This is a genomic window from Endothiovibrio diazotrophicus (genome assembly GCF_054657215.1).
On sequence record NZ_BAAHXB010000324.1, the window covers coordinates 1 to 429 of the forward strand.

Below are 429 nucleotides of genomic sequence, written 5' to 3' on the forward strand. Positions count from 1 at the left end.
AACTCCAGCGCCGCGGCCTGGGCGCGGATCGCCTCGCTCAGCACCACTTCATCGCTTGCGGCCAGATAGGCGGGGTCGGAGGCGCCGGGGAGCTGGTCGAACACGTAGGCATCCAGCACGTTGCCCACGGCGGCCAGTTTGGGCAGCGGGTTGGAGTAGAGGCCGGCCTGGAGGAAGTCGGAGCGGGACTCCTTGGGGCGGTTGTCGGGGTTGGGCTCCCGGGCCTTGAAGGGGAGCCGGTCGGGGTCGAAGGGCTGGCGGGCCGGTTCGCTCTGGAGGGCGTCGAGGCGTGCCTTGGCGGCCTGGACCACGGTGAGCAGCTCGCCGGGGGTGGGGGCGCGGTCGATGGCGTCCAGGTCGGCGAGGGTCTGGTCGAGGTGGCGGCGGAAGTGGCGGCGGACCTGCGCCTGGCGCTGCTCGATGGTGGGG

The 429-nt window shown here is 72.7% G+C and carries 1 pseudogene; it reads right to left on the bottom strand.

Annotation, left to right across the window (positions count from 1 at the left end):
- A pseudogene (locus ACYQ2W_RS26645) lies at positions 1-429 on the bottom strand (hypothetical protein); the annotation flags it as partial.